A 22,617-nucleotide genomic window follows, 5' to 3' on the forward strand; every position below is an offset into this window, starting at 1 on the left:
GTCATTTTTGAATTTCGCTAGGTGTTGTATCGCGATGAGCGGCCAGCGTACGGCTGACAAAATTGCGAAGTGCGATTGAAATGTCATTGCCGCGATAGGCCAGCGACAGTTCGGCGATTGGCACGTCGCCCTTTATTTCGCGGTAGACAACCCCATTGGCCTGAAGCTGGGTCATCGGTTTGGGGACAAGCGAAAAGCCAAGTTCAGCGGCAACGAAATTGATCACCGAGCCAAGCTGTGGTGCGGATTGACCCAGTTGCGGCTCAAACCCGGCCACGCGACAGGCGGTGACGACCTTGTCAAAATGGGTTGGGCCAACCGCACGCGGGGTCAGAATCAGGACATCATCGCACAGCTCCGTCAAGGCAACCTTGCCGCCCTGGGCCGCAGGATGCCCGGCGGGCAGGACCAGCACCATCGGTTCGGCCGAAATCACATGCAGGCGAATGCCGTCACCGGCTACCGCATCCTGACGCAAGAAAACCGCATCAAGACGTTCGTCCTTTAATCCGGTGACAAGCTGTGCCGAGTTGGCTTCTTCAAGTGTCATTTCAACACCGGGAAAGGCACGGCGGAAATCGCGAAAAATGCGCGGGACCGACGGGCTGAAGGCCGCCGATGCGGTAAAGCCAACCCGAATGGAGCCGACTTCGCCGCGTCCGGCACGCTGGGCCGCACGAATGGCCCGTTCAGCCAGATCGGGGAACTGTACGACGATGTCCAAAAAGGCCGATCCTGCCTCGGTCAGTTCCGCACCATGGGGGACACGGTGAAACAGCGGTGTTCCGATTTCGGTTTCAAGATCACGGATTTGCTGGCTGAGTGGCGGCTGACCAATGCCGATTTTGGCTGCCGCACGGGTAAAGTTTCCTTCGCGGGCGACGGCTAGAAAATAGCGGATATGACGCAGTTCCATGATTGATATATCCAAAACATATCAAGATTTACTGTATCATATATTGGACGGATGGCGGGCAAAGTGCAACCATAAGGACCGTTCCACGAGTAGTTCCAAACGAGGCCATAAATGCCTGCATATCGGGAAAAATCCCCGGCTGCACCATCTGATCGCGATGCTGATGCCGCTGCATCACAGAAAAGCACGTCGCCCCAACGTGTTGATGACCCACTCGCGCCCACCAACGCCCAAACGACCACTGAACCGGTCTGGATTAAACCCGGTTCAGCGGCGTTTCGCCGTATCAGCATCGCACTTTTTCTGGCTGGTTATGCGACCTTTTCGCTGATTTACTGTGTGCAGCCATTGTTGCCCGAACTTGCGCGCCATTTTGCGGTGGGGCCAGCCGAAAGTTCGCTCGCCCTTTCCTTGACGACTGGTTTTCTGGCCTTTGCCATTTTGCTGGCCGGTGCTGTATCGGAGGCGACAGGGCGCAAGAAACTGATGCTTGTATCGATGTGTGTGGCGTCGGTTTTGAACCTGATTGCGCCATTGCTTTCGGACTGGCATGCCTTTTTGGTGGTGCGCGCCCTTGAAGGATTGATGCTGGGCGGGGTGCCTGCGGTTGCCATGGCCTATCTGGCCGAAGAAATAGACCCGAAAGCCCTTGGCATGGCGATGGGGATTTACATCAGCGGAACTGCGATTGGCGGGCTGAGTGGCCGTGTCGTGATCGGGTTCCTGACCGATCTTTTTGGCTGGCATGTCGCATTGGGGGCGATGGGGGCACTTGGCCTTGTCGCGGCCCTTGGATTTGCGGTTTTGTTGCCAGCATCGCGCAACTTTGTCCGGCGCCCGGGATTTCAGATCAGATATCATCTGCGGGCTTGGGCTGGGCATTTAACCCATGCGGGATTGCCGTTTGTGTTTCTGATCGGCGCGTTTGCCATGGGCTGTTTCGTGACGATCTTTAACTATGTTGGGTTCCGTCTTTCAGATGCGCCATATGGGCTGAGCCAAAGTCAGATCGGCCTGATCTTTGTTGTCTATCTGTGTGGTTCGGTAACGTCCTCGATTGCCGGGGCTTTGTCGGACAAGCTTGGTCGGGGGCCTGTGTTGGTTGTGGGGGTTCTTTTGGCCGGTGTTGGTGTGGCGATGACCATGCTGGAAAGCTTGCTTGGTGTGATTGGCGGCATTGTTGTTCTGACCAGTGGATTTTTTGTTGCCCATTCGATTGCAAGCGGCTGGGTCGGACGTCTTGCCGAGACGTCCAAGGGCCACGCATCATCCCTGTATTTGCTGGCTTATTATCTCGGATCAAGCATCATGGGGTCGGTTGGTGGCTGGTTCTGGGCGCATGGCGGCTGGAATGCGGTGGCTGGATTTGCCGGAATGCTTCTGGTTGGTGCGCTGTTATGTGGTCTGTATCTTTGGCGGTTGGCAATGCGGGCCGCCCGGCGCGCGCAGGGTAATTTAGTTGAGGCGGCGTAGGCATGGGTGAGGGGGCACATATGTTCCTGAACCTCAGCACCTAAAACAAAACCCCCGGCCATTTCTGGTCGGGGGTTTTGCTGTTTCGAGTGCTGTTTTCGGCGTGGCCTAGAGCCAGCTTGGGCTCGGCAGACCTTTTTCTTTGAGGAATTCCGGGTTCCAAAGCTTGCTTTGATAGCGCGTGCCAAGGTCACACAGAATGGTGACGATGGTTTTGCCCGGTCCGAGTTCACGGGCAAGGCGCACGGCACCTGCAATATTGATCCCGGTGGAACCGCCCATGCACAGACCTTCTTCTTTCAAAAGGTCAAAGACGATTGGCAGCATTTCTTCATCAGAAATCTGGAACGGGTGATCAATCTCAACCCCTTCGAGGTTGGCGGTAATACGCCCCTGACCAATACCTTCTGAGATCGAGCTTCCTTCGGATTTCAGTTCGCCAAATTTATAGTGACTGTAAAGGGCTGCTCCCATCGGATCGGCAAGACCGATCTGGATGTCTTTGTTGCGTTCTTTAAGTGCCAGCGACACGCCAGCAAGCGTACCACCGGTGCCAACAGCACAGATAAAGCCATCAACTTTGCCGTCAGTCTGTTCCCAGATTTCTGGTGCCGTGGTGTCGATATGACCCTGGCGGTTGGCGACATTGTCGAACTGGTTGGCCCAGATCGCGCCATTGGGCTCAGACTGTGCCAATTCTTCGGCCAGACGGCGCGACACATGAACATAGTTGTTCTGATCGCGGTACGGCACGGCCGGGACTTCGCGTAAATCCGCACCCAGAAGCCGCAGGAGGTCTTTCTTTTCCTGGCTTTGGGTTTCGGGGATCACGATGACAGTGCGATAACCAAGCGCGTTACCAACAACAGCAAGACCGATACCAGTGTTGCCAGCCGTTCCTTCGACAATGACGCCGCCCGGCTTTAAAAGGTCACGTGCTTCTGCGTCGCGAATGATGGCAAGGGCTGCGCGATCTTTCACCGATCCGCCCGGATTGGCATATTCTGCCTTGCCCAGAATGGTGCAGCCCGTCAGCTCGGAAACTTTTTTCAGCTTCACAAGCGGGGTGCGGCCAATGGCGTCAATGGTGCCATTGCGTATGTCCATGACAGACTCCCAACGTGGTTAGGTTTAAAACGTGATTACCTGTTGATTGGGTCTTTTATACACAAAAGTCAAGACAGTTTGAAATATATAACGTATATTTTGTGTTATTTATCCTTCGGGTATAAATCCGATGAACTTAGCGCAATGCGGCGGTTTCCTTGCGGATGCGCTCACGGTTGAGCATAAGCCACTGCACTGCAATTGTCGCTGTTGCATTGCAGAGTTGCCCATTTTGCAACATGGCAAAGCATTCCTCGGCCGATACTTTGTAAACGCGGATGTCTTCGCCTTCGTCAACAACACCGTGAATGCCACCAATGTTCGTGCTGTCCACGCGACCATAATAAAGGGTGACGGTTTCGCTTGAGCAGCCTGGTGTGACATAATAACGCGATATATATTCCAGATCGCCAATGATGGTGCAGCCGGATTCTTCCAAGGTTTCGCGATGCGCAACGTCTTGCGGTTTTTCACCGTCTTCTATGATGCCTGCGACAATCTCATTTAGCCACAGTGGCATGTCGGGATAGGTTTTTTGAACCGATATCGCACCCGGCCGGAATTGCTCGATCAGAACGACTTCATCACGTACCGGATCATAGGGCAGGACGGCAACCGCATGTCCGCGCTCAAGCACTTCACGATCAAGAACAGCACTTTTGCCACCCTCAAAGGTGTCATGGCGCAGGCGATACACATCAAGCTTGAAATACCCGTTCCAGCCACGGTTGTGTTCAATAATCTCGTAGTTTTTCGGGGGCATGTAATCCGTTTCCATCCTCGTTTAGGCATATGTGATGAGCATATTTGCAGGATGTTTGGGAGGCAATGCTCAGCCTAAAGTATTTATTATCCATTTGTATGGTAACTCTAGACTCTTGTTTATTCAGGCGATATCACATTTAAGGGTGATGCAGGCGTTTGAGTGGTGGTCAGGGTATCGGGTTGTTTTAATGAGTGCTAATGTAGTGTAGGCTAAGAGGCCAATTAGGCGCAGTGATTGACACATATCGATCCCTGCAGGAAATGGTCCGGATTCCGGGGGATGCAGGACGTTGATGCGGTTCGAGCCAACAGAGATCGCACGTCTGTATGGGCGTTCACGCGTAGGGGTTGTTGTCCACAAGGATCTTCAGGCCGTGTACGTCAACGATGCCTATGCCAAGATGCTTGGCCGTCGGGACGTCAAGGATTTCATGACCGCACCCGACATGCGCCAGTACATCCCGCCCAGTTTTCACCATGAAGCCACCAAACTTTCCGAAAACTATCAAAGCAGCACTGGCTTTCACGGCTGGAAGAAGGTTTATAACATTCGGGCTGACGGGGCGCCTGTGTGGATGGAAATCAGCGATGAAACCGTTGAGTGGGAAGATGGTAGTGCTGTTCTGACCACCGCACAGATGATTGATAATGGCACAACCGCCATGCAGGTCGATCACATGCTTGGCCGGTCTTTCATCGGGGTGATGGTTCATCGCAATATGACCGCACTTTATGTGAACGATTCTTTTGCCCGCCTCATGGGGGCGGAAAATGCCAGCAGTTTCATGGAAAACCCCAATGTGCTGCGTTTTATTCCTAAGGAAAATCAACCCAGAGCCATTAAGCATGTTGCCGATATTCTGAGTGGGGACCGCACGGGCGACCGTCATCGGGTGGAAGATATTCTTGATAACGGAACTTCGGTTTGGCGCGATCTGACGGATGAGCGTATTTTATGGCATGACGGAAAGCCAGCGGTTCTAACGACCGCACATGATGTCCGTGACGAAGTCGAAATGCATGATGAATTGGTGCGCGCCAAGTCCGGACTTGAGGCCGCCGTCACCGAAGTCATCCGGATGGTGCCGTCGGCTGTGGCCATGCTTGATAGCAAACTTGATGTCATTCATTACAATTATGAATTTTCCCGCCTGTTTGGCGCTGACGGAACGGCAGAAGACGCCGAACCATCATTTGAAATTACGGCGTTGCGCGATTGTTATGAACGCTTAAAGGCCGTTGGGCATGGGCACGCGACGATTGATGAAATGCAAACACCTTCCGGGCGGATGGCCGATATTCGTATGAATATGATGGAGGGCGGTGGTGTGATGGTTTCGGCCACTGACATTACCGATCACAAGCGTAAAGAAGAGTTCCTTGATACGCTGGCATCGACCGATCCACTTACCCGTGCGCTTAACCGGCGCGGCTTTGAAAGTGCGGTCAGTCGTCTGCGTGAAATCCGGCATCTTAAAGATAAAAGCTGGCTGTTTGGCTTGATTGTTCTTGATCTCGATTACTTTAAACAGACCAACGATACTTATGGCCATTCTGTTGGTGACCGTCTGCTTGAAAAAGTTGCTCAGGTTTTGCGCCAGGCATTGCGTGATGATGACCTTGTCGTGCGCTTGGGGGGCGAGGAGTTTGCCGTTCTGTTGCCTTCGGCGACAGCTGCGGTAACCAAACGCATTGCAGAACGTTTGGCCAGCATGATCCGAGAAATCGAAGTGGCCGTCGACAAGGACGGCAGTACGGTTGCAAAAATCACGGCAAGTTTCGGCGCAACCGTTGGCGGTGAGGGACGGCAAAAGTTTGTTGAACTTGCCGATGCGATGCGGGTTGCGGATCGTGCCATGTATGAAGCCAAAGAAGCCGGTCGTGATCAAATCAAGTTCAAAACGCTTGATGAGATAGACGATTAGGGGCGGCAGTGTTTAATGCCCGGTTCTTAAATTCACACTTCCCGAAAATCGATTTTCTCCTATTCTGTTGCATGCCATAGCCATGTGAAGCAGGAGAGCTCCCAATGAATATTCGCGCCATGACACCCGACGATGGAGCCGCCGTTGTTGATGTCTATCACCGCGGATTACAGTCCGGGCATGCGTCGTTTCAGGAAAATGCAGGTACATGGTCTGATTGGGATCAGGGGCATCTTGATGTCTGTCGATTGGTTGCCTGTGATGGGAACGGACATATTTGCGGCTGGGCGGGGCTTTCGGATGTTTCCGGGCGATGTGTCTATCAAGGGGTTGGCGAAATATCGGTTTATGTTGACCCGGCCAGCCAGGGACGGGGCATTGGCAACATGTTGCTGGCGTCCCTGATCGCGCAGAGTGAACAGAATGGATTTTGGTCGTTGGAAGCCGGAATTTTTCCAGAAAACCAAGCCAGCATCGCGCTTCACCAAAAACACGGATTTGATATTGTCGGGCGCAAGCGTGGCTTGGGCCGGATGAACTATGGGCCAATGGCAGGCCAGTGGCGCGATGTTATGGTGTTGCAACGGCGCAGTGAAATCGTTGGTATTGAATAACTTGCGGACTTTGCGATGGTGCTAAGCAGGGCAAAATTGCGCAGAAACCCTTACATGCGCTTTAAATTCAGCCGTGAATGAGGTAATCAACTGATCGAACCCGCGAAAACCCACAAACGAAGACTTTAACAGGAGAGCGCCGCCGTGAACGAGATCAGCAAAATTGCCCCGGTCGCGATTTGGGAGAATTTCCAGAAACTCTGCGATACCCCGCGTCCATCGACCAAGGAAGAAGCTGTGTTGCAGCTTTTGGAAAAAATGGCCGATGCCAAAGGGTTCGCACACTTCCGCGATAGCGGCAGCAACCTTGTCATTACGGTTCCCGCCAAGCCGGGCTATGAAGACCGTAAAATGGTCATTTTACAGGCCCATGTCGACATGGTGACGCAGGCCAATTCCGGTTCGAGCCATAATTTTGATACCGACCCGATCCGCATGGTGATGAACGGCGAATGGATCACGGCCGACAACACCACGCTTGGTGCGGACAACGGTATTGGTGCCGCGGCCATGATGGGCTTTATGACCGAAGATGGTCTGGAGCACGGTCCGCTGGAACTTCTGTTTACGGTTGACGAGGAACGCGGCCTGACCGGCGCGATGAACCTTGAACCGGGGCGTCTTAAAGGCGACATTCTGCTGAACCTTGATACCGAAGACGAGTATGAGCTGTGTGTCGGCTGTGCCGGCGGCGGCGATCTTGTCGCGACCTTTAATTATGCGCCCGTTGCCGTGAATGCCGGGTTTGTTGCCCGTGATATCGCGCTGACCGGTCTTAAGGGCGGTCATTCGGGCATCGACATTATTCTTGGTCTTGGCAATGCCAACAAATTGATGGCGCGTTTCCTGCGCACCGCAATCCGCGACCTTGGTGCGCAGATTGTCACCATCAATGCCGGAACGGCCCGCAATGCCATTCCACGTGAATCCTTTGCATCGGTTGTTTTGCCGGCTGATCAGGCTTCTGCTTTCAACACCACACTGGCAGCCTTTGGTGCTGCCGTGAAAGACGAGATTGGCGCAATCGAGCCAAACTTCAACATTGCCGCCAAGGATACTGATCTTCCTTCAACCGCAATGAGCGCGTCTGACTCGCAAAAATTCAACAATGCTTGTGTCGGTGCGCCAAATGGTGTGCAGGCCATGAGCACAAGTGTTGAAGGGGTTGTTGAAACCTCGATCAATCTTGCGATCATTAAACTGGCAAATGGCAAGGCCGATGTGACCCTGTCGGCACGAAGCTCAATCAACTCGGCGCGCGATTCGATCCGCGAAGCCGCAACCGCTGTTTTTGAAAATATCGGTGCAACCATTACATGGGGTGATGCTTATCCCGGCTGGAAACCGGACGCGGATAGCGAAGCTGTTAAAATGATGATGGCGGTTCATCGCGACATGTTTGGCAAAGATCCGGAAATTCGCGTGATCCATGCCGGTCTTGAGTGCGGGGTTCTGGGATCGAAATATCCGCATTGGGATATGGTATCATTCGGGCCAACGATTAAACGCGCGCACAGCCCGGACGAATGTGTGCATGTACCAAGTGTCACCCGTTTCTGGGATTATCTTTTGGCGGCATTGAAGTCTATTCCGGCCAAGGCTTAACCGTCTTTTGTAATGAGAAAAGACCTGCAGATTAGAAGTCTGTTGCTGCGACTGACTGCCTTTGGTGGTCAGTCGCAGCTATTTTTACGGCACCATGTATCGCGCGCATCTGCCCCATTACCCGGGACAAGTGCATCAAGATTGACAAAGCCGGTTTCACCGATGGATGTGTCGATCTCAACCCAGATGCCTTTGCTGTCACCTGAAATATAAACCGTTTCAAACCGCGCCAGCCGTCGAATGATCGTGTTGGTCACGCCCGCACCGTTGCGCATGTTGAGTAAATCACGGTCGACATAATATGGATCGCGGTCTTCACCGATCATCTGTTCAACTTGGCGGGTGATTTGACTACCTTTTTCAGCGATCATGGCCGGCAGATCACGGGTCAGGAACCCTTGGCCGGGGCCAAAGGCGATCAGCAGGGCGAATATCACGACGAAAACCGGACTGAGATGGAGCAGGGCAGCCATCATGCCCACCCGTTGCCATTCATCGCGCACCCGTCTGGCGGGTTGACCATCTTCGAGGCGGCGAATGGTAGTGCGAATTTGTTCGGCAAGGGCGGAACGGTTTGTGCCGATGAAATCACGTGCCTGAAGTAAGACCGCGCGCGCCAGTGGGCGGTTACCGGATTTTTCAAAGGCGGTGGCTTGGGTGAAAAGAAGCTTTGCATTGCCTTCGGCCGGGAAGGTGCCGCCACGCATGTTGACAAGGATCGCACGCCATGCCGGGATAAAACTGCGCCAGCCCCAGAACCCCCGCAGCCATGTCTTAAAACTTGCTTTGAGCGCCATCCGCCGAGCCCCTTTGGGGGCAAGGTAGGCTGAGACGACTTCTGTGCGGACAGAGTTGAAAAAGCCACGCACGATTTTGAATTCGACCAGACGTGGCTGTGCCGATACGACGCCGGTGACCGCGCACTGGATAAATCCTGCGGCGTTGCTGTCGGGTCTTTTGGCTTTGTGGCGGCGTGCACCTGGGTGAATGTTACTTTTGCGCGCGCTAGCTTTGGCCTGCTGTTCGCGGTAGGCCTGATTGGCACGGGCGACCTTGTCATCTTTCCCGGGGTTGGCCTGTTGTTCTTTGCGGCCGGATCCGGCAAACCCTTGACGGGTTTTGTTGGCATTGCGTGCGCCTGCAGCATCCGGGCCATAAGCCGAGGAAGTCGATGATTTGGTTTGAGCTCCTGCGGAGCCGTTTTTAGTGCTACTGGCCTGCGCTGGAGCCTTGCGTTCACCGGTCAGGATTTCATAGGCCTCGGTAATGTCTTTGAATTTTTCTTCCGAATCCGCGTCAGTGTTGCGATCAGGATGGAATTCAAACGCCAATTTGCGATAGGCAAGCTTGATTTCCTTCGCACTGGCACCAGGCGCAACGTTTAGGATGCGGTAATATATGCTCAGGCGATCCTGATTCATGGTGAAAGAAAATTCCTGTCCTGTAAGGGTTCCCAGCATGGGAAAGTTATTTGATGGCCATTTTGACAATGGCTTTTACGCCACAATCATATGATTGAAATCTTAACACGTTGTCACTTTTGACGAATTGCCATATTTTGCAAGAATCAAGTTTAAACACGTCCGGAACAAGCAGGTAGCAACATTGAAGCTGAAGTTTTGGCAACGCAATGTCGATGATGACGACGATTTGTCCGAAGACGACAACGCGTCCGAATTCCAGATGCCACCGGGTCATCATCTTAGCTTTGGTATCCACATGCGGGCCAAGTGGGAAGGGTATGACGATCCGGTTGAATACTATCTGCTTCAGCTTGAAATAGATGCCTATGCCGATTGGTTGCGTAAAATGCGGGTATTTCTTGCCCGTCCTGTCGAGCCGGAACTGGGCGAACTTGACCTTGATGACGAAATCGGGCGCTGGCCGCCTGAGCGCATCAGGCTGTACGACAAATTGTTTGATCACGGGATCATGATCCCGGGGGGACATGAATACGCACTTGAACTGGCCAAGCCGCTGGCACTTGATGAGACGTTAAGTTGTCTGGAAATTGGGGCGAAGCTTGGCGGGGTGGCACGTATTCTGGCAGACCGCCTTGGCGTTTGGGTCACGGCGTATGAGCAGGACGGCGAATTGGCGCTCCTTGGTATGGAACGCTCAGTTCAGGCTGGGGTTCAGAAAAAAGTTCCCGTTCAGGTGTTTGATCCGCGTGCCCCGGAATTGCGCAAAGCGTATTTCAACGTTGTCTATTCCTATGGGGAGTTGTTCAAAATCCCCGAAAAGGACGCATTTCTTCCTGCGATTGCGGGTACCTTGCGTGACCACGGACAGATATTGTTGACCGATTACGTGCTGACCCGTGATCTCGACGAGGCAGAGCTTGGAAAATGGGCCAAGTTGGAAGGCGAGGAGCTGTTTCCATGGACGGCACAGGAATACAAAGAAAAATTAGGCGCACTTAAATTTGACATCCGTATTGCCAAAGATGAGTCGGAAACGCATCTGGCTCATATAAAAATGGCGTGGATGACCTTGTTGTCGGACATCCAAAAGAGCGGTTTAGACCCCGATGTGATGGATTATATGGTTTCTGAGATGGAAATGTGGATGAATCGCGTAAAAATGCTTGAAAATGGGTCGCTAGCCTTTTATCGGTTTTACGCAACGATCAGGTGATCGGTAAGGTTTTAGATTGCTGCTGGCGCTTTTATAGGGATTTGTCCCGATTTCTGTCGCCGCAACCTGTTTTAGGTGTTGACAGGGGCAAGTCCTACTTCTATTTTCCGGCTTCCTCGAAGGGGCCAAGTTTCTAAGGTTTAAGATTATGAAGATCCGGAACTCATTGAAATCCGCTAAGCTGCGGGAAAAGGGCTGCCGTATCGTGCGCCGCCGTGGCCGCGTATACGTGATCAATAAAAAGAACCCGCGTTTCAAGGCGCGTCAGGGTTAATTCCCGGCATCTTGACCGCAAAGGTTTTACAAAACGCCGCATTGGTTTTCCAATGCGGCGTTTTGTTTTATCTGCTTTCGGGGGATGTACTGTCTTTCGCCGCGTCATCGATGCCGTCAATCAAAACTTTATAGACGGCTGTTGTTTCGCTGCGGCCACGCAGAAGGACTTCCTTGGCCGGTATGGCCTGTGACGGATCGCTGAGCCTGCGATATGTACTCTCGCCGATCAGTATTTTCGTTCCCAGTTCCTTGTTCATCGCTTCAAGGCGGGCCGCACTGTTTACGGTGTCTCCGTTCACCGTGAAGGAAAGCCTGCCAGGTGCACCAATACTGGCGGCAACCAGTTCACCGGTATTGACCCCGCAGCGGCACCGTAATGTTGTTTCCTTAAACTGCTTGGCATGAACCAGCTTTTGCAGGGAAATGGCCGTTTCAACAGCGGCATCAGCATGGTTGGGCAGTTCGCCAACCGCGTTAAACACAGCAAGGATCGCGTCGCCCTGATATTGGGTGATAATCCCTTGGTTGGCTTCGATCACTGCCGTAGCATCCGTGAAGTAGGCATTCAGAATATCAACAATATGCTGCGGGTCTGCTTTCTCACTCATGCTGGTGAAGCCCTGCAAATCAACAAAGAGCGTTGTCGCAACGCATTTATGTGGTGGGATTGTTCCAGCATCGCTTTGTGATGCTAAAAGTTGCTCGGCAATTGCCGGGGGCACGAACTTGCCAAACAGGCGTCCGATCCGTTCGCGGTCATTTAGTGTGACGACCATTTGGTTAAAGGACGTCGCAGCATCGTTAAATTCTGTGATGTAGCTTTCTGGAAGGTGGGGCAGAGATGTTAGATTACCTTCTTCAAGCTGGCGGGTAGCGGCGGAAAACCGTTTAAGAGGGCGCGAAAAATAGTGGGCAATCACAGCCGCGCCGATTAGGGCGCCAATCAAGAGAACAACACCGATCCACACCAAAATATCAAGACGACGACCTTCTGCTGCGAAGACAGATGGCGCAAAATGCATTCCAAAGGTGATCGGCGTCGCAGACGACTGTGATGCTTCGCGGGTGACGATAATGTTGTAAGTCGAATTGATGATGACCTGCGATACATCAAGGCGTTGATCCAAAGCGAGTTTAAGGCTGTCACCAAGGTCAAGCGGTTTCCATCGGGCACGCTGGGAAAGGATTGGGTCGCCTATTTGATCAAGTTGCGGAAGGACGCTTGTCGCTTCTTCGAGTGTTTCGGGGACAAAGGCTGAATCCTCGGCGCGCATGTTGACCCGTTGCCAGTTTGAAAGGCTGGGATGGGCGATGATGTGATTTTCAACCATGATGAAGGCTGTGCGTCCATCGCCTTGCTCCTGCATTGGAAGGTCACGCGACAAACCGGGCAGGGTCAGATACTGGATCAGGACACCAAGATATTCGCCGTTCTGAAAAAGAGGGATGGCTTCACCAATCACGACCTGACGAAGTGCGCTTTGCCAGTAAGGGAAAAGCGTTTGGCTCTTGGCTGGACCGGTCTCGGGGAAAAGTTCTGCAATCTGTCCGTCAAACAGATCGGCCTTGGTTCTTAAAAACTTATGCGTCTTTGGATCGTAGCCAAGAAATTCACCATCCGGTGTTGTCATTCCGATGGCGGCGATATCGGTTTCACCGGCAATCAATGACGGGATATTATCGGTCCAGAACGACGGATTGCGAGGATTGACAAGACCCTCGGCAATTTGTGTTGCGACCCAGTTATTGCGATCGGCAAGTCGGATCAGGCGTTTTTCGACAGTGCGTTCCGCCTCGGCAAGGTCAGCACTGGTCATGCTGATCCAAAGATCGCGGGTATTTTCAACCGCGGTCTGTAGACCAACATAAAGCGACAGCCCAACACCAACCACACTGCAAAGCAACAAGCCCCCCAGCAAAACGCCAAAAATGGAAAAGCGTCCGTGACGTTTTGCCAAACTGTTTCCCCCAAGTTTAATGGAAATGCGATGATGCCTGTCCATTTTGAACATGCTTATCTTACCATTCAATTCATCAGCTTATGTACTTTTGATGAGCATGGAAAGAGGGCAGTGAACTCTGGGTAGGTATGCACTGTTCAGTGTGTTTTGACTTTATGATAGGCCGAGCAAGTCCGAAGGCACTGTATAAAGCTCGGTCATGCTATGGCGCCCCCGCAGCAGAACTTCACCTGCCTTGATCACTCTGTCTGGGTTGGAAAGCAGGATACGCGTACTTTCTGATATCAAAACATCGGTATGAAGCACCTTGTTCTCTTGTTCCAGACGCGACGCCGTGTTGACCGCATCGCCGTGAACCGTAAACGACAGCCGTGCCTTCGCACCGACGTTCCCGGCCACCATATTACCGGTATTCACCCCACATCGGCAACGGATCGACAATCCTTCGAATGTTCTGCTATGGACTTCTTTTTGTAGGGCAATTGCGCTGTCGAGGGCGGCATCAGCGTGATTTTCCAGGTCATCAAACACATTATAAACCGCAAGGATAGCATCGCCCTGAAACTGGGTGATGATGCCGCCATGCGATTCGATGATGCTTGTCGCACAATCAAAATAGGCGTTGAGCATCGAAATGATCTGATTTGGGTCGAGCGTCTCGCACATCGATGTAAATCCGGCGATGTCGATAAACAGGACCGTTGCTTCTGTTTGTTGTGGTGGCAGTGCCCCGGAATCGGTCCCCGATGCCAGAAGTTTTTTGGCAATGGATTGCGGGACGAACTTACCAAACAGACTGGTGATACGTTCGCGGTCATGAACCGCAATCATCATGTGATTGAAGGATCGGGCGGCATCGTCATATTCGCGAATTCGGCTACCTTCAAGCTGAGGGACATCGGCAGACGCGATTGCTTCGTCTTCGAACGCACGTGCCGCGGCTGCGAACTTTCGGATGGGTTTTGTGAACTGGCGTGACATCACTATCGCGACGAGGATGGCAAGCACCAGAACACCGCCCCCCAGAATGGATGCCAGCACGAGCCGTTCCCATTCATCGTTAAACAGTTCCTCGTCGAAATGCATGCCAATGATGATGGGTGAAATGGCAGCGTTATCGACCTGTCGTGTAACGATCAAGTTGTACTTTCCGTCAAGCTCAAGACCGGAAAGCTGAATGCCTTTTCCTTTTTCCCCGTCGTCATCGCGTTCGGTTTTGATCCTTTCGGATTTACCGATATTGGCCAGAACCGGATCACTGATGTCATTTATGGTTGGAAGGGGGATCGGGCTGCGCGCAATGTTCGCGTCATTGATGAGCTTGGATGCGGTGTCTGTGCCCCAGTCACGCAAACCCGGATGTGCCATCACCCGATTGCCGCCAATCAGGATAAAAGGTGTTCCGGGTAAATCTTCGCGCCCTCTAATCAGGCTATCGGACAGGTTCGATAGTGATAGATATTGTATGAAGGTTCCAAGGTACTGCCCGTCATTAAATAACGGGACCCAGCTGGTTAACACGGTTTTGTCGAAATATGGGTCCCAGCGGGGAAAGCCAGTTCTACTGGTCGCGGGTCCGCGTATCTGGGCCAATTCGGAAAACAGCATATCGTCCATTGGAAGGGTGCGGTGGATGACGCTCATATCATCGGGGTTGTAACCGATAAACTGCCGTTCACCGGTGATAAGGCCATAGGCCATGACATCCATATTTGCCGCAGCAAGCGCGCGCATTGCATTGTTCCAGCCGTATTGGAAGCTGGGGTCAAGCGCACCGTCGGCAACTTGCTCGGCGACCCAATTTGATCTTTTGTCAACCTCATCCATGCGTTCCTGCATGGTGCGTTGAACTGATGTCAGATCGACATCTGCAAGCATCACCCAAAGGTTGCGGGTGTTCTCATAGGCCGCTCCAAGCCCGACATAAAGGGCCAAGCCGACGCCCAGAATGCTGGTGGCGGAAAAACCGGCAAGAAGGACAGAAAGGACGGAATATCTACGTTTTGACGTCACTCGGTGTTTCTTCCTGAAAAGAAGGTTCCCCAACCTTGAGAGGCAGTTTAGCGGCGATCGAATTTAGTTGAAAGGATGATCGAACTCGACGTGCGTTTTATTCCGGCAAGCCCACCAATCCGGTCAAGTACAGTATCGAGTTCCTCGGATGTATCTGCCGCAATTTCTGCGATCAGATCGAACTCCCCGGCAATCGCAAGACAGCGAATGCAGTGGGGGATTCTCTGTAACGCGCCAACAACACCCGCAGATTGCTTTTGTTCAAGCTGGATCATGACTTCCGCCAGAAGAACCGGCCGTGCCTGATCACCAAGTTGAACGGTATAGCCCATAATTGTCTGTGATTTTTCAAGCCGTTCAAGACGTTCCTGAACCGCACTACGCGACAGGCCTACGTCACGCGCAAGAGCGGCAATCGGAATACGCGCATTTTCCTGCAATCGGGCAATCAGGCGGCGGTCGGTTTCATCAAGTCGGCGTTTCATCGGGGATGCCCATAAAAATGACGGTCTATTCAATGATTTTAACAGTATCGCCGGGTTGTAAGCGTCAGTCCAGCGGCGGACGATAAAAGGGTCATAAACAAAACGTTATCAGGACAGGCACGGCATCGGAAATATGGCTGTTTGTTTATTGTCTGTTGATCTGGGAGTGAACGAAAATGAAAAAGATTTTAATCCTTGGGGCTGGTAAAATCGGGCGTATTGCCGCCGTCATGCTCAATGAAAGTGGCGATTATGCGGTGACACTGGCCGATGCCAATGGCGATATGCTGGAATTCTGCGCGCAGTATAATGCAGCAACGCTTGTAAAGGTTGATGTTACAGATGAAGCCGCCCTGACCGAGGTTGCCCGTGGGCATGATGCCATCTTGTCGACCTGTCCGTTCTATCTGAATGTTGCGATTGCCCGTGTGGCGCGCGCAGTCGGGGCATCCTATTTTGATGTGACCGAGGATGTTGAAACCACCCGTGCCATCCGTGAAATCGCCGAGGGGGCAAGCAGCGCGTTTGTGCCGCAATGTGGCCTTGCACCGGGGTTTATTTCAATTGCTGCCCATGACCTGTTTAAGCGGTTTGATAGCGTGCAGAAATTGCGTCTTCGGGTTGGGGCGTTACCGCAAAATCCGACCAACCGTTTGAAATATAACCTGACATGGTCAACTGACGGACTGATTAACGAGTACCTGAACCCGTGTGAGGCCATCCTCAATGGCAAACGCGTCGAGGTACTGCCGCTTGAAGGATATGAACGCTTCACAATTGATGGCACCGAATACGAAGCCTTCAATACGTCGGGTGGGGTTGGGGCATTGTGCGACATGCTTGAAGGCAAGGTTGCCAATCTTGATTACAAAACGGTGCGTTATCCGGGGCATCAGGAAATCCTGAAAATCCTGATAGACGATCTACGTTTGGGCGAACGCCCCGATATGATGAAGGAAATTTTTGAAAACGCCCTTCCGATTACGCAGCAGGATGTGATTGTCATCTTTGCCGATGCGGTTGGTATGAGAAATGGGGACCTGTGCGAAGAAAACTTCATCCGCAAAGTGCATGGTACTGAAATTGGTGGTCAAAAGTGGTCGGCGATCCAGATTACGACCTCTGCTGGGTTGTGCGCGCTGATCGATATGGTTTTGACCGAACAGCTTCCCGGGGCAGGCTATGTCCGACAGGAAGAAGTTGGTCTTGATGATTTTCTCGCCAACCGGTTCGGTCGATATTTCAGTCATGACGGATAGGCCCTAAAATTTCAGGCATTGCTTTATGCCATCGCCGTCAAATCCCCCGAATAGGCGTTCGGGGGATTTTTTCTGGTTTCTTCGGGGCTTACTGCGAATTTCTGAGAGATTGAAAGGTGAAATTCACCGTGGCGCAGGATGGTGCTGCCGTAATGCAACCCTTGGGCATGGCCACGGGCAAGAATTTATGGCAAAGACGTGGTTTGTTAACGCTTGGCCCGTATGGTGACGGGATAAATTGATACTCTAACGGCGAAGGCATCCCTTGTCTGATTTCGACAACATATTCCGGTCTGCGATGGATCTGTATGAATCAGGCCAGCTTGCGGAGGCTGAACAAGCCTGTCGCAAGATGACACGCGCATTTCCACAGGCAGCAGAAGCAATGCATCTTGCCGGTCTTGTCGCCATGCGTCAGGGAAATCAGGCCGTTGCTGCCGAACGCATGGGACGTGCTGCCATTGCCGACGCCAACAGTGCCGAAATCCAGCATGATCACGCACAAGCCTTAAAATCCGTCGGTAAATTGCGTGATGCAATTGGTGCATTTAAACGGGCTATCCGACTGTGTCCGGATGCACCTGCACTTTATTGCAATATCGCCAATACATATCGCCAACTTGATGAACTCGACGCAGCCCGGGAAAACTACCAATATGCGTTGGAACTGGCCCCGGAAGTTGCCGAAATTCATGCTAATTATGCTGCCTGCCTTTATGCGTTGGGCGATGTTGGTGGGGCTGAAACGTCTTGTTTGACCGCGCTTAAAATGCGTGATGATATCGTCAATGCACTCGTTCTGATTGGCCAAATCAGGCTAGATCAGGGACGAACGGTTTCAGCGAGCGAGCCGTTACGCCGCGCGCTTGATCTTGAACCCGGTCATCAACGCGCCTTAACGGCCTATGGTGATGCTCTTTTCCGTTTGGGACAGTTTGCCGGGGCGCAGCATTGTTTGCGTCAGGTTCTTGCGCTTGATCCCACCGATGCGCCCGCACGTCGAACTTTGGCATTGCTCAATTTGCGGGTCGGGCAGGGAACAGAAGCCATTGGGGCGCTTGAGCCACTTTTAACGGCCAACCCCGAAGATCCTCAACTTTTGCTGATGATGGGCGAGGCGCTCAGCATTGTGGGACGTCATAGTGAAGCCGTTGAACGGTTTGGCGCGGCAATCGGTGTTGGGGGCGGCGATGACGCGGTATTCCGCCTTGCGGTCGAACTGGCCGAAGAAGGCGATACTGCATCGGCGCAATCGGTCCTGCAAAACGGCATTGATCGCAAGATCGCAGCAGGCGAAAACGCCGCCCTGTTTAGAACGGCCCGCCGGTTGCTGTTTGCCCCCGTGCCGACCAACATTGCGGCACAGAATGACGAAGTCGTTCGTGAGTTGCTTGATGACACGATGGATGAAGACTCGCTTGAACCGGGGCTGGAGTATGTCGGTGCAGACCGTATTGATCCGACTATTCTGACACGTTTTCCGCCAGTTTGGCGTGCCGCCCTTCGTCCTGAGGGGGACAAGCAACTGCGCGCGGTTGGTCATTACTGGGAGCAGCTGGTGTCGGGATACGACGTGCCCGAAGTCAGCAAGGACAAGGTCCATAACGGCGGTAAAATCCGCATCGGGGTCGTTTCCGCCAATATGTGCGAAAATGGTATTGGGCGATGGATTGTCGGGCTTGTGGATGCGATTGACCGGGATCGGTTCGATGTCACTGTCATCCGCCCGCCAACTGGCGAAGACGATATTACTGTGCGTATTGACGAACATGCCGATCTTGTCGTGCCATTGCCACTTGATCCATTGCATTCCGCGCGCGTTATTGCCGGGCTTGATCTTGATGTCTTGCATTATGTCGATCCGCAGGCTGATGCCTACACAATGCTGCTGGCAAGCTGGCGTTTGGCCCCGATGCAGATTTCCGGTGGCGGTATTGCCGCAACCAGTGGTCTTTCAAATATCGATTATCACTTGATTGCCGAAGACTGGGAAACCGCAGGCGGTGAAAAACGGTTTAGCGAAAAATTGATCCGGTTACCCGGATTGTTTGTCAATGCCACACGGCCAGATGACCTTGGTCTGACAACGACTGATCTGCAACGACACTGGCGTCTGGCGCAAGATAGAAATACCTATTTGTGTCCGCAGCCATTGGATGTTTTGACCGCCGAATTTGATCCGCTGATTGCCGAAATCCTGCGACTTGATGAAACGGCTGAACTTATTTTAATCGCACCGGAACGTGATAGTTGGGACGCGGCATGGGGACGGCGGTTTGCTGTCAATTATGCTGATGTTGCCGGACGCATGCGGTTTGTTTCGGTGCGCAATCGGTCCGATATGCTGTCACTTTTGTGTGCGGTCGATGTGGTGCTTGAAAGCCCGGCATGGAACGATGCAATGCTGGCGTTTGATTGCCTTGGGCTTGGTGTGCCGTTGGTGACCTTGCCCGGTAGTGCGGCACGGTCACGGCGCAGCCATACCTGTTATCGTCAGATTTCAGTGTTTGATTGTGTGGCGTATCATTCTGCCGATTACGTTGATACAGCACTCACGCTGGCGACCGATAAACGCCGCCGTTCGGTCGTCTCACAAGCAATCCGCAGTCGATCCCACATCCTGTTTGGGCAAAAATCATCCTTTGATGCTTACATGCAGTTTCTTGAGAAAACCATTCAACCGGCCTATGCCTAATCCCGATGTAGGAGGATAGGCGGCCGGTTGATTTGATGTTCCATCAAGGTTTTCAGCAAAAGCTTGCGTCAGCTTAACGCATCGATGTCTGCTTCTGACAGGGCGGCGGGGACGATGGTTAATGGCAAACGCAACTGGCCAACCGTGTCGCTTTTGGTCAGGTCAGTGATAAGCGGGCCGGGGCCCTCGGAATTGGTGCCAGCGGCGAGAACAAGAATGGAAATTTGTTCTTCTTCTTCAAGCAACGTCAGCAATTCGTCCTTCAGGCGGCCTTCGCGGATAAACAGAAGCGGCATGGCGCCGGTTTGTTCATGGACATAGGCGGCCAGTTCATTGACGCGGGCTTCTGCCTCCTCGCGGGCTTCTTCCTTCATCAGGTCGCCAACAGCGACCCAGTGCTGAAATTCTGCAGGTTCAATAACGCTCAATAACGCAACGCGACCACCCGTATGTTGCGCACGGCGGCAGGCATAACGAAGTGCCTTAGTCATCTCGTCACTGTCATCGACCACAACAAGAAACGTTCGGTTTGTTGATGTGCGCAGTTCCGCATCGGCATCGTGTGAAGTCATATGTAAGCCCTGATTAGTTTACCTGATCGGCAATCATGGCACTGAGTGTGGGACAGCGACATTGGCCTGTTCCATAAAGTGTGCCGTAATTCGAGGCCTGTTTCCAAGCTGTTTTTTAGCTCTTCGGGCAAAGAATTATCTATTGCGCAAGTGCGAGATAATTGCTGCGTACGCACAGTCAACTGTTTTGAAAGCAGGCAATAAGGGACGTTAGCCTTGTCAGGCGACGGTTTGGAAAATTATCCCTTGCGGAAGACGACGCTTGCGACCCAGCCAGAAATCACGGCAATGATCACGGCAATGATGCCGTAAAGTGCCGAGTAACGGTGGGCAAAGTCATAGACTTCTGCGCTGACCCCGGTTTTAGAAACCACCAGCGGGGTTGTTTTGACACTGGCAATGCGTCCATCGCGGATCAAATAGACATTGATCATGTAGGTGCCGGTCGGTGTGTTGGCCGGAAAATGGATATCGGTCCTAAACAACTGGTTTGACAAAAAACTGATTTTTGCCGGGCGCTGGTTAAACAAGCCAATGTTTTGCATGTTGCGCACCAGCGCGTCACGATAGGCCTTCTGGTCGACTTCCGTGATGTCGGTGGCTGCGATAAAACGCTGATGTTCCAAGCCAATACGATAATCTCTGAGCACATTGTCGTTGGCAATAATGTCCATCGGTCGGTTTGATGCGCTGGCGTAGTATGTCGGAACGTTTTTGAAGGTGGCACTTTCGCGGTTCACCCATATTCCGACAGTGCGTTCCTTGCGCCGCACGACCATATCCTGATCCGGGCCGCGCACAGTGACGATAATGTCGCCTTCGTTCTGAACCGCACCAAACAGCAAAACATCGGTGCCGGTAAAGCCGGTTGTGATGGCAACAAGGTGGTTTGACAAATCCACCACCAGCGCATCGGCACGGCTGTTCTTAAGCGGCAAGGTCGCTGCGATGACGGTAACAGCAGCCATGAATGCGATGCGAAACATGTGCGGGGAAAATGGCATCACAGGTTCCCCGGCATGATCGAATAAAGCTCGCTTGGTTCGATCACCAAATCAAACAACAGTTTGAGACAGACCGACAGCACAAGCAAACCAAGGAGCGCACGAAGGTGTTCTGCCTTCAGGCGCGATCCGAACCGCGCGCCAAACTGTGCGCCAATCACCCCACCAATCAAAAGCAAGGTCGCAAGGGCGACATCAACCGTTTGAGTCTGGATCGATTGCAGGAATGTGACGTTCGCAGTGACAAAGATGATTTGAAAAAGCGACGTACCGATCACGACGCCGGTCGGCATACCCAGAAGATAGATCATGGCGGGGACCATGACAAAGCCGCCACCAACCCCCATCAGGGCCGTCAGCATGCCGACGAAGAACCCAATAACAAGGGGCAAAAGCGCACTGATGTAAAGGCCCGAACGGTAAAACCGCATTTTGAACGGTAGGCCATGAATATAACTGTGCTGGTGTTTCTTACGGCGGCGGATGCCGCCACCTTTGCGGCGCGTACGGAAAATGGCGCGTGATGCCTCAAACAGCATCATGCCGCCAATGATGCCAAGGAAGATCACATAGCAAAGCGAAATCACAAGGTCGATCTGCCCGAGTGATCGCAACCAGGCAAAGACCCAGACACCAACCGTTGATCCGACGATGCCGCCGACCAACAAAACCAGCCCCATCTTCAGGTCAACATTACCGCGTCGCCAATGGGCGAAAACACCCGATACTGACGATGCGACGATCTGGTTTGCTGCCGTGGCAACAGATACTGCCGGGGGGATGCCATAAAAAATCAAAAGCGGCGTAATCAAGAAGCCGCCGCCGACGCCAAACAGGCCAGACAAAAAGCCTACCCCGCCGCCCAGTCCCAGAATAAGGAATATATTTACCGATATTTCGGCAATCGGGAGATAGATTTGCATCTTGGGGAGGCTAACAGCGTTTGATTGATTGTTATTATTCAGTCTAACATATTGTGCAAATGCAACAATCGCCAATTGGCGCTTTATCATACAGAAACCGCTTTTTTTATAAGGTCCTTCATGTCGACATCTTCAAGTGATGATTTTGATGTAATTTTGGATGCGCGGGGCTTGATTTGCCCGATGCCCGTACTCAAGGCGAAAAAAGCCCTCCGGGATGTTCCTGCGGGCGGTATGCTTAAGGTTATGGCCACAGATCCAGGATCAGTGGCGGATATGAAAGCATTTTGTGAGATGACCGGAAACCGGTTGCGATCGTCCGAGAAATCCGATGACGTTTTCATTTATCACATTGAAAAAGTCGCCCCCTGATCCGGCATCGCACAA

19 protein-coding genes are annotated in these 22,617 nt (G+C 52.6%); 9 read left to right on the forward strand and 10 right to left on the reverse strand.

Going from position 1 to position 22,617, the window contains the following annotated elements; all coding sequences use genetic code 11:
• Nucleotide 1: 1 nt before the first annotated feature.
• Nucleotides 2-916 (reverse strand): LysR family transcriptional regulator, encoded by a 915-nt coding sequence (locus tag K355_RS0102700; RefSeq protein ID WP_022730575.1) that lies wholly within the window; start codon nucleotides 914-916, stop codon nucleotides 2-4.
• Between the two features lie 111 nt (nucleotides 917-1,027).
• Between K355_RS0102700 and K355_RS0102705 the strand changes: the two genes are divergently transcribed.
• The gene (locus K355_RS0102705) at nucleotides 1,028-2,389 is read left to right on the forward strand and encodes an MFS transporter (RefSeq protein ID WP_028791252.1); all 1,362 of its coding nucleotides are present in this window, start codon (nucleotides 1,028-1,030) and stop codon (nucleotides 2,387-2,389) included.
• A gap of 108 nt (nucleotides 2,390-2,497) precedes the next feature.
• Here the strand turns inward: K355_RS0102705 and K355_RS0102710 are convergent, their stop codons facing one another.
• Nucleotides 2,498-3,496, reverse strand: a complete 999-nt coding sequence (locus K355_RS0102710; RefSeq protein ID WP_022730576.1) for a cysteine synthase A — start codon at nucleotides 3,494-3,496, stop codon at nucleotides 2,498-2,500.
• 136 nt (nucleotides 3,497-3,632) lie between these two features.
• A complete protein-coding gene (locus tag K355_RS0102715; protein WP_022730577.1) occupies nucleotides 3,633-4,259 on the reverse strand; it encodes an NUDIX domain-containing protein in 627 nt (208 codons plus the stop codon).
• A 295-nt stretch (nucleotides 4,260-4,554) separates the two neighbouring features.
• Here K355_RS0102715 and K355_RS0102720 point away from each other — a divergent pair, with 295 nt between their 5' ends.
• From K355_RS0102720 to K355_RS0102730, 3 genes are all read left to right on the forward strand, one after another.
• Entirely contained in the window at nucleotides 4,555-6,186 is a 1,632-nt protein-coding gene (locus tag K355_RS0102720; protein WP_022730578.1) for a diguanylate cyclase, read from the forward strand.
• Between the two features lie 104 nt (nucleotides 6,187-6,290).
• Nucleotides 6,291-6,800, forward strand: coding sequence for a GNAT family N-acetyltransferase (locus K355_RS0102725; RefSeq protein WP_022730579.1), 510 nt, complete (start codon nucleotides 6,291-6,293; stop codon nucleotides 6,798-6,800).
• 144 nt (nucleotides 6,801-6,944) lie between these two features.
• Nucleotides 6,945-8,405, forward strand: a complete 1,461-nt coding sequence (locus K355_RS0102730; RefSeq protein WP_022730580.1) for an aminoacyl-histidine dipeptidase — start codon at nucleotides 6,945-6,947, stop codon at nucleotides 8,403-8,405.
• 68 nt (nucleotides 8,406-8,473) lie between these two features.
• Here K355_RS0102730 and K355_RS0102735 read toward each other — a convergent pair whose 3' ends face one another.
• Nucleotides 8,474-9,826 carry a DnaJ domain-containing protein gene (locus K355_RS0102735; protein WP_022730581.1) on the reverse strand — a complete coding sequence of 451 codons (1,353 nt, stop codon included), beginning with the start codon at nucleotides 9,824-9,826 and terminating at the stop codon, nucleotides 8,474-8,476.
• 184 nt (nucleotides 9,827-10,010) lie between these two features.
• On the opposite strand from K355_RS0102735, the gene K355_RS0102740 reads away from it, so the two are divergent.
• Nucleotides 10,011-11,042, forward strand: coding sequence for a class I SAM-dependent methyltransferase (locus K355_RS0102740; protein ID WP_028791253.1), 1,032 nt, complete (start codon nucleotides 10,011-10,013; stop codon nucleotides 11,040-11,042).
• 148 nt (nucleotides 11,043-11,190) lie between these two features.
• Nucleotides 11,191-11,316: a type B 50S ribosomal protein L36 gene (gene ykgO / locus K355_RS25330; RefSeq protein ID WP_007090004.1), complete on the forward strand. Its 126-nt coding sequence runs from the start codon at nucleotides 11,191-11,193 to the stop codon at nucleotides 11,314-11,316.
• A 67-nt stretch (nucleotides 11,317-11,383) separates the two neighbouring features.
• On the opposite strand, the gene K355_RS22945 is transcribed toward ykgO, so the two are convergent.
• The 3 genes from K355_RS22945 to K355_RS0102760 all read right to left on the reverse strand — a co-directional run bounded on the left by K355_RS22945 (nucleotide 11,384) and on the right by K355_RS0102760 (nucleotide 15,777).
• A complete protein-coding gene (locus K355_RS22945) occupies nucleotides 11,384-13,276 on the reverse strand; it encodes an adenylate/guanylate cyclase domain-containing protein (protein WP_162142274.1) in 1,893 nt (630 codons plus the stop codon).
• A gap of 156 nt (nucleotides 13,277-13,432) precedes the next feature.
• Entirely contained in the window at nucleotides 13,433-15,292 is a 1,860-nt protein-coding gene (locus K355_RS0102755) for an adenylate/guanylate cyclase domain-containing protein (RefSeq protein WP_022730584.1), read from the reverse strand.
• A gap of 47 nt (nucleotides 15,293-15,339) precedes the next feature.
• On the reverse strand, nucleotides 15,340-15,777 hold the full coding sequence (locus tag K355_RS0102760; protein ID WP_022730585.1) for an Lrp/AsnC family transcriptional regulator: 438 nt from the start codon (nucleotides 15,775-15,777) through the stop codon (nucleotides 15,340-15,342).
• 176 nt (nucleotides 15,778-15,953) lie between these two features.
• Between K355_RS0102760 and K355_RS0102765 the strand changes: the two genes are divergently transcribed.
• Together K355_RS0102765 and K355_RS0102770 are read left to right on the forward strand one after the other, a co-directional pair.
• On the forward strand, nucleotides 15,954-17,036 hold the full coding sequence (locus K355_RS0102765) for a saccharopine dehydrogenase family protein (RefSeq protein WP_022730586.1): 1,083 nt from the start codon (nucleotides 15,954-15,956) through the stop codon (nucleotides 17,034-17,036).
• A 265-nt stretch (nucleotides 17,037-17,301) separates the two neighbouring features.
• Nucleotides 17,302-19,731, forward strand: coding sequence for a tetratricopeptide repeat protein (locus K355_RS0102770; protein WP_028791255.1), 2,430 nt, complete (start codon nucleotides 17,302-17,304; stop codon nucleotides 19,729-19,731).
• 68 nt (nucleotides 19,732-19,799) lie between these two features.
• Here the strand turns inward: K355_RS0102770 and K355_RS0102775 are convergent, their stop codons facing one another.
• The 3 genes from K355_RS0102775 to K355_RS0102785 all read right to left on the reverse strand — a co-directional run bounded on the left by K355_RS0102775 (nucleotide 19,800) and on the right by K355_RS0102785 (nucleotide 22,230).
• A complete protein-coding gene (locus K355_RS0102775; RefSeq protein WP_022730588.1) occupies nucleotides 19,800-20,303 on the reverse strand; it encodes a universal stress protein in 504 nt (167 codons plus the stop codon).
• A gap of 239 nt (nucleotides 20,304-20,542) precedes the next feature.
• Nucleotides 20,543-21,307, reverse strand: coding sequence for a TIGR02186 family protein (locus K355_RS0102780; RefSeq protein WP_022730589.1), 765 nt, complete (start codon nucleotides 21,305-21,307; stop codon nucleotides 20,543-20,545).
• Complete coding sequence (locus K355_RS0102785) at nucleotides 21,307-22,230, reverse strand: sulfite exporter TauE/SafE family protein (protein WP_028791257.1); 924 nt, start codon at nucleotides 22,228-22,230, stop codon at nucleotides 21,307-21,309. Before K355_RS0102785 ends, K355_RS0102780 begins: the two co-directional genes overlap by 1 nt.
• Before the next feature lie 24 nt (nucleotides 22,231-22,254).
• Between K355_RS0102785 and K355_RS0102790 the strand changes: the two genes are divergently transcribed.
• Complete coding sequence (locus K355_RS0102790) at nucleotides 22,255-22,602, forward strand: sulfurtransferase TusA family protein (protein WP_309471169.1); 348 nt, start codon at nucleotides 22,255-22,257, stop codon at nucleotides 22,600-22,602.
• Nucleotides 22,603-22,617 lie beyond the last annotated feature (15 nt).

The organism is Thalassospira lucentensis MCCC 1A00383 = DSM 14000 (assembly GCF_000421265.1).
GTDB lineage: Bacteria > Pseudomonadota > Alphaproteobacteria > Rhodospirillales > Thalassospiraceae > Thalassospira > Thalassospira lucentensis.